This window comes from Nonomuraea sp. NPDC001699, from assembly GCF_053596455.1.
The window spans coordinates 147,187-153,923 of sequence record NZ_JBSFGF010000006.1; the positions used below are offsets into that span (position 1 = coordinate 147,187).

The 6,737-nt window shown below is 68.7% G+C and carries 7 protein-coding genes; 2 read left to right on the forward strand and 5 right to left on the reverse strand.

Annotation, left to right across the window (positions count from 1 at the left end; genetic code table 11):
* Positions 1-224 precede the first annotated feature (224 nt).
* Complete coding sequence (locus ACWCSU_RS20050) at positions 225-1,442, forward strand: WD40 repeat domain-containing protein (RefSeq protein WP_449936629.1); 1,218 nt, start codon at positions 225-227, stop codon at positions 1,440-1,442.
* Between the two features lie 120 nt (positions 1,443-1,562).
* Here the strand turns inward: ACWCSU_RS20050 and ACWCSU_RS20055 are convergent, their stop codons facing one another.
* From ACWCSU_RS20055 to ACWCSU_RS20065, 3 genes are all read right to left on the reverse strand, one after another.
* Complete coding sequence (locus tag ACWCSU_RS20055; protein WP_449936632.1) at positions 1,563-2,258, reverse strand: hypothetical protein; 696 nt, start codon at positions 2,256-2,258, stop codon at positions 1,563-1,565.
* Between the two features lie 395 nt (positions 2,259-2,653).
* Positions 2,654-3,514 (reverse strand): alpha/beta fold hydrolase, encoded by an 861-nt coding sequence (locus tag ACWCSU_RS20060; protein WP_449936634.1) that lies wholly within the window; start codon positions 3,512-3,514, stop codon positions 2,654-2,656.
* Positions 3,511-4,659: an FAD-dependent oxidoreductase gene (locus ACWCSU_RS20065; protein ID WP_449936636.1), complete on the reverse strand. Its 1,149-nt coding sequence runs from the start codon at positions 4,657-4,659 to the stop codon at positions 3,511-3,513. The genes ACWCSU_RS20060 and ACWCSU_RS20065 overlap by 4 nt, the downstream gene beginning before the upstream one ends.
* Before the next feature lie 92 nt (positions 4,660-4,751).
* Between ACWCSU_RS20065 and ACWCSU_RS20070 the strand changes: the two genes are divergently transcribed.
* Entirely contained in the window at positions 4,752-5,303 is a 552-nt protein-coding gene (locus ACWCSU_RS20070) for a TetR/AcrR family transcriptional regulator C-terminal domain-containing protein (RefSeq protein WP_357700394.1), read from the forward strand.
* A gap of 99 nt (positions 5,304-5,402) precedes the next feature.
* Here the strand turns inward: ACWCSU_RS20070 and ACWCSU_RS20075 are convergent, their stop codons facing one another.
* Positions 5,403-5,678, reverse strand: coding sequence for a hypothetical protein (locus ACWCSU_RS20075; protein ID WP_357700397.1), 276 nt, complete (start codon positions 5,676-5,678; stop codon positions 5,403-5,405).
* A gap of 70 nt (positions 5,679-5,748) precedes the next feature.
* A complete protein-coding gene (locus tag ACWCSU_RS20080; RefSeq protein ID WP_449936638.1) occupies positions 5,749-6,720 on the reverse strand; it encodes a threonine ammonia-lyase in 972 nt (323 codons plus the stop codon).
* Between the last annotated feature and the right edge of the window lie 17 nt (positions 6,721-6,737).

The following is a 6,737-nucleotide window of genomic DNA, read 5'->3' on the forward strand; positions in this document are numbered from 1 at the left end:
GTACGTCGGCTGACAGAAACTGACAACCCAGCCCAGGTGACGCTGTGGGGAGATGTGCCACATGTGGTTTACGTTCTCGAGAATTCTGGAATCTTGACATCACCATGTCTCCGCAAGCCCCTCTGCCGGAGGATCCCCTGGCCGTTCTACGTGAGCGCCTGCGGGACCTGCATCTGCACGCAGGCGAGCCCAGCAGCCGGACTCTGGCGAAGCAGACGGGAGCGATGAGCCACTCCACCGCGCACGGTGTGATCCGCTGCGTCAACCTGCCTCGATGGGGCAATTTGGAGCTCGTGGTCGAGGCGTTGAAGGGCGACGTCACCGAGTTCAAAGCTCTGTGGATCGCCGCCCACAATATGCGTGCCCAGAGCAACAGCCTTCTGGATTCCGGGGCCGAGCCCACGGTCCGGAACGAAGACGCTCAAGGGCCGGCCCTCGATCTCCTGCATGAGCAGGAGGATCTGTATCGGCCGGAGGAGGGATCGCCGGCACAAGGTCACTCCGGCGCCGTCTGGTCGGTGGCCTTCCATCCGAACGGGCACATCCTCGCAAGCGGCGGCGGCGACGGAACCGTGCGGCTGTGGGACACCGTGACGGGGAAGCCGTGGCGGGAGCCTTTGTCAGGCCATACAGGTGCCGTCGTGGCTGTGGCCTTCCATCCCGACGGGGATCTGGTGGCCAGTGGTGGAAGCGACAAGACGATCCGCCTGTGGCATCTTGACGGCCTGAAACCAGCGAGGGAACCGCTGTACGGCCATACCGGCAGTGTTTGGTCGGTGGTCTTTCACCCGAACGGGCACATCCTTGCCAGCGGTGGCATAGACGGGACCGTGCGGTTGTGGGACACCAAAACTGGAAGGCCGTTGAAGGGGCCTCTGATCAACCTCGACGGCGCCGGCTGGGCCCTCGCCTTCAACGTCGACGGACACCTGCTGGCGAACGGCGGGGACGACGGCATGGTGCGCTTGTGGAAGGCGACGTCCGGGCAGGCGGCAAGTGAGCCTTTGGCGGGGCACAACGGCGCAGTCGTGACGGTGGCCTTTCATCCGGACGGGCACTTGCTGGCCAGCGGCGGCGACGACGAAACGGTGCGGTTGTGGGATCCCCTGTCCGGGCGCGCCATGGCCGGTCCGTTCATCGGCCATATCGGCCCGGTCCGGTCGGTGGCCTTCCACCCGGGAGCGGACTTGGTGGCCAGCGCCGGCGATGATGGATTGGTCCGGTTGTGGCATGTCGATTCCGGGAAGCAAGTGGGGCGGCCTCTCGGCGGCCATACAGGTCCGGTCCGGGCCGTCGCTTTCCACCCCCACGGCCATTTGCTCGCCACCGCAGGTGCCGACAGGAAGGTGCGGTTGTGGAAGAGCACCCAACCGCCCGACCACCAAGCGCTGTACCGGCGCATCGACAATTTGCATGCTCGAATACGCACGTTGAATTCGTAGAGGTGGCGGCGAAGTCGCGACAGGCCGTTGTCGTCGAGGAGTCGGCGTAGAAATGGAAGCCTCGATCGCGTCCGGCAACCGCAGTGTGACCTCGGGTTCGCTCATCGCGCCACCCTGACCTCAGCACACCGGCTTGCGGTATCGGGAGAGGCGGAGTTCGAAGCCGACGTCTCGGCTGGAGGGTGAGAGCGCGATCCCGCCGCTGGTTGCGGCGTTCCAGAGCCATGGCTTCACGTACCGGAGAGGGGACTGCTCCGGCTCGGCGCAGATGGCTTCTCGTAGGGTCATGCGGAGACGTTGGAGCAGGTCCAGGTCTGCCGTCGGGTGGTTCACGGCCCGCTGCCGTCCGTCGTGGGCGGTGGCCTCGGCCAACGCCATGGCGATGTCCTCGATGGCCGGCGGCTCGTCCTTTGGCGTACCGACTCGCTGAGCCCGCCAGTCGGACCAGTTCGATCCGATGCTCTCCAGTGCCTGAAGCAGCATGGTGAGGACCTGACGTTCCGTGTCCGTGCCGTTGCCCCACACCTCGCGCAACAGCGGAAAGATCTGGGCCCAGGTGACGTGCGCGAACCTGATGTCGTCCTGGCCGGCTGGCGGCGTGAAGGTGAAGGGCGGTGTCAAGTAGGTGAGATCCACGCTCAGACCGGGATGGTGATGGCCGGCGAGAGCAAAGTACGAGGTGAGTTGACCGCGCCGGTGGCTCGACGTCTCCGTCTTCAACTCGATCATCCAGAGACGATCGGCCCACAGTACGGCGTAATCGGGTGCCCCGCCCTGCTCGTCGTCGTGCCTTGGGCGCAGTTCGAACTCGTCCACGAAGAGCGGTTGGGTGTGCCGGCCGCTCTGACCGAACGACAACTCGTCCAGCGATCGCAGGAACCGGGTTCCGTGAGGCGAAGGCCGGGAGCGGCTGTTCCACGGGGGATAGGGGCCGCCCACGATGAGCATGGTCAGGAGACGCTGGCAGTATTCCTCCCTGCCCAGCCGTAGGCGTCCTAACAGGTGAAGAGGGTCTTCCAACATCACGGCTCCAGGAATTCGATGACGGCGTAGCCGGATTGGATGCTGTTCATCTCCTTGCTCCCTTGTCCGATGGGACATCGGATCTTCACGTCCAGGAGTTTCCATACGCGTACGCATCGTGATGGGCTCGTGACGAATGGAGGTGGCCTGTTGAGGTCGACCATCGAGCAGCGGCATTCGTGACCTCGTCATTGTTCGCTGAAGAAGTCCTGTAGGGCCTGGGCTACGACGAGTGGGGATCCGTCGTCCTCCGGGCCTGAGTGCCCGATTCCTGGCAGGTCGAGATGTCGGGCGCGGGGCAGCGTCTCGGACAGTTTCCGGAGTGCCAGGCGCAGGTAGTCGGCGCTCTTCGTGCCGCCGAGGAGCAGCACCCGCGCATCGAGCGTCGCGTAGTCCGTGATCGTGTCGGCCATCTCCCTGACCACCTGCATGTCGTAGTGCTGCGTCGGGATGAGCGCTTTGACCGGCACCTCGTCGGCGGGCCCATCGCCCTGCAACCGCGCGCCGATCGCCAGGAGCGGTACGAGGGCGAAGCGGGGGATCCTGCTGAACAGCGACGGTTCGGCGTCCAGCCCCTTCAGTGCGGTGACCAGCGCTGATGCGCTCCTTCCCGCGGCTACCTCGTGGTCGTAGCGCGGCACCCAGTCCATCGGCGCCGAGCCGTCGATGGACAGCGGGGGCTCATACAGGGCGAGCCGGTCAAGGGCGGGCGTGGTCAGGGCCGTACGCAGGACGACGAGCGCGCCCGAGCTCAGACCGAAGATCTGCGACGCGCCGGTCGCCGTGACGAGCGCCTGCAGGTCTTCGACCTCCCGCATGACGCTGAAGTCGGCCCCGTGCGGGCCGCTCAGCCCGCGTCCGCGCCGGTCGGGCACATAGACGGTGAAGTCTGTCGACAGGGCGGCGGCGAGCTTCGTGAAGTGCTGCGACGCCTGCATCGCGCCGTGGACGAGGATCAGCCCGGGGCCGCGGCCACGGCGGCGGTAGCCGATCGTGGTTCCGTCGGCAGAAAGAACCTGATCGTGCAGGAGGCGCGGCTCATTCCTCATCGCGCCTCGCCCCCGGCCGGGACGAACCTGTGCTCCGCCCGCTTGCCGGCCTCCACTGCCGCGTTCCCGCGTTCCAGCAGGTCGCGCTGGTATTCCGTCAGAGCCGGGATCAGGTCCCGTCGGCCCTGATCGACCTCGGTCAGGCGGGCGCTCAGCCGTACGGCGTCCAGCAGTGCGGTGTTGGCGCCGTTGCCGCCGCTGGCCAGGGTCAGGTGGGCCGCGTCGCCCAGCAGCGTGACCCGGCCCACCGGCCACGACGGCATCGGACGGTCGTGGACCTTGGAGCGGCCCACGCCGCTCAGGTCGGCGCCGCGTACCAGGTCCCGCAGGTCGGGATGCCAGTCTTCGATGAGCTCCAGCACCAGGTCGCGAGCGTCCCCCCGGTCCGGTGTGGCGGCCGCCGGATGGTCCGGAGGCAGGAGCAGCACCCATCGCACGTAGCTTTCCCGGCGGGGCATGGGCAGGTCGGGTACGAGTTCGGCGGCGGCCTCGCCGGGCTCCCTGTCGAACTGCATGCGTCCCAGCATCAGCGTGATGCCCGGCCCCTTGACCATCGTGCCGCGTCCTGGCACGAGCTCCAGGAAGCGGTCGGTGGCCGGGGTGCGGCCCATCGCCCCGCACAGGTCGGCGTCGATGAGCCGGACCTCGGGCACCAGCCGGCGCCGCACCGCGGAGTTGCCGCCGTCGGCTCCGACCAGCACGTCGCCCGTGGCCCGCGTGCCGTCGGAGAAGTGCGCGGTGACGGTTCCGTCCGTCTCTTCGGTGTGGTCCTTCAGGCGTTTGCCGAAGGTGACCCGGCCGTCCAGGTCGCCGAGCAGGACCTGCCGCAGCACCTGCCGGTCGAAGGCCCTGGCCTCCTCCGGTCCGGGCAGGTCGCTGCCGAGCAGCGTGAGCCGGTGGTCGAACAGCAGCCCCGGCCCGGTCAGGCCGCCGCTGGTGGCTTCGGCCAGTTGGTACAGCCGGGGCGGCAGGACGGCGCGTAAGGCCGCCAACGCGGGCGGCGCGAGTCCGATCCGGTAGCCCTGAGCCCGCTCGCCGGTGCCGTCGTCGGCTTCGTACACGTTCACGTCGAGGCCGGCGCGCATGAGGGCGTGCGCGAGCGTCAGCCCGCCGAGCCCTGCGCCGATCACCAGGACACGTGTCATCTTGGTCCTCCGTTCACAGGTGAACAACGTTCACGTGTACATTGTTCACGTAGCTCGGGCAGGACTGTCAACCCCGATTTCAGGAGGACACGATGGGGCAGCGGCGCACCGAGGTGCTGCAGGCGGCGATCGGACTGCTCGACGAGGTGGGCCTCGACGCGCTCACCATGCGGCTGCTGGCGAGCCGGCTCGGGGTGCGGGCGAGCGCCCTCTACCGGCACTACCCCAGCAAGCAGGCCCTGCTGGACGCCATGGTCGCGCACCTGGTCAGCGTGGCGGACGACGTCGCGCCGCTCGCCGACGCCCCCTGGGACGAGCTGTTGCGCGGCGTGGCGTCCGGCGTGCGCGACATCATGCTGGCCCACCGCGACGGCGCCCGTCTCATATCCGGTTTCCAGCACCCGGGCGACGAGGCGGTCAGCACCTTCGAACGTCTCATCGCGGCCCTGGTCGCCGCGGGGATCCCCGCTGACGTCGCCGCCGTCGCCGTGGACACCGTCCTGGCCTACGCCAACGGCTACACGATCGAGGAACAGAACCGCAAGACGGGAGCCGACGGCTGGCCCAGAGAGCATCGGGACCGCGCTTTCCAGGCCGGCCTCGACCTGATCGTCTCCGGCGTCAGAGGAACCCTGGCGCAGTGACGTGACGACGCCCTGTCGCCTGCGCCCGGTGATGGCCGGAACCCGGTCAGGCCCTCGACCGTGGTGTGCTCGCCGTAGGTGCCGTCCCCCTTCGAGGGATCAAGGATTGCCGGGGTACACGTACCCTTCTTCGGCGATCTCCTCCAGTCTCTCGTCCCCGATCACCGCTTCCACGGCGTCGCCCAGGAGCCCCCGCCACTTGGCCAGACGCTGGAACAGCTCACGGTCGACCATGTAGTCCACCAGGATCTGCGGGCTCGCGTCGGCGAAGGCGATCCTGGAGCGGATCCGGTCGAGCGACACGACGAACTCGTTCAGATCGCTGAAGAGCTCGATCGCGTCCGGGAGCCGCAGCGTCACCTCGGATTCACTCATCGCACCACCTTGACGTCCGAGGTCTGAGTATCTCCTGTCGTGTGCGTCCAGTGACGCACACGACAGGGGATCACGTGCTCCGCGCCAGTGGCTCCTCCTTGGTCTCCGCGTCGATCGCGACGTTGCCGCCGGACAGGATCGCGACCACCGGGCCCGGTGGCAGGTGTGCCTGGTGGGTGAGGTAGGCGGCTGTGGCGGTCGCGCCGCTGGGTTCGGCGCGTTCGCCCAGCTCGCGCCAGAGCAGGTCGGCGGCGGTGTCGATGGCGTCCTCGGGCACGGTGAGCATGTCGTCCACGTACCGGTGGATGTGTTCCCAGGCCAGGGCGCCCAGTACCGGGGCGCGCAGGCCGTCGGCTCGGGTGCGGTAGGTCAGTTCCACCGGCCATGCGGTCCGCGTGCCCGTCCGGAAGCTGGCCGCACCGTCGGCGGCCAGTTCGGGTTCGACGCCGATCACCCGGATGGTCGGGTCGGCGGCCTTGACCGCCACCGCGATCCCGGCCAGCAGGCCGCCGTTGCAGACGGGCACCAGGACGGTCCCCGCGTCCGGCAGGTCCAGGCAGAGTTCGGTCCCGGCGGTGCCGTGCCCGGCGATGACGTCGTACGCGTCGGAGCCGACGACCGTCGCGCCGAACCGGTCGGCCAGAGCGAGGCACGCCTCCTCCCGCAGGGCGGGCGGCACGATCACCACCTCGGCGCCGAGCCGGCGGGCGGCGCGCACCTTCAGGTCCGGGGCCGTGTCCGGCAGGACGACGGTCGCCCGCACCCCGTGTTCGGCGGCGGCGTACGCGATGGCCTGGGCGTGGTTGCCCGACGACTGGACGATCACGTGCCGGACGCCGCGCCCGGCCAGCCGGCCCACGGCGTTGACCGCGCCGCGCACCTTGAACGAGCGGGTCGGCTGGCGGTTCTCCGGCTTGACCCAGAGCCGTTCGCCGGGCACCCGCAGCAGCGGCGTGCGCCGGACGTACGGCGCGATACGGTCACCGGCGGCCCGGACGTCGGCCGCGGTGACAAGCCCGGTGGTGGGTTCGGTGTGCGTCATGCCTCTCATGGGTTCCG

What these genes read in the sequence shown, in the direction of transcription:
- ACWCSU_RS20075 (WP_357700397.1), bottom strand. Translation starts at nt 5,678, where the DNA reads ATGAGTGAATCCGAGGTGACGCTGCGGCTCCCGGACGCGATCGAGCTC.
- ACWCSU_RS20050 (WP_449936629.1), top strand. Translation starts at nt 225, where the DNA reads ATGAGCCACTCCACCGCGCACGGTGTGATCCGCTGCGTCAACCTGCCT.
- ACWCSU_RS20060 (WP_449936634.1), bottom strand. Translation starts at nt 3,514, where the DNA reads ATGAGGAATGAGCCGCGCCTCCTGCACGATCAGGTTCTTTCTGCCGAC.
- ACWCSU_RS20070 (WP_357700394.1), top strand. Translation starts at nt 4,752, where the DNA reads ATGGGGCAGCGGCGCACCGAGGTGCTGCAGGCGGCGATCGGACTGCTC.
- ACWCSU_RS20080 (WP_449936638.1), bottom strand. Translation starts at nt 6,720, where the DNA reads ATGACGCACACCGAACCCACCACCGGGCTTGTCACCGCGGCCGACGTC.
- ACWCSU_RS20065 (WP_449936636.1), bottom strand. Translation starts at nt 4,659, where the DNA reads ATGACACGTGTCCTGGTGATCGGCGCAGGGCTCGGCGGGCTGACGCTC.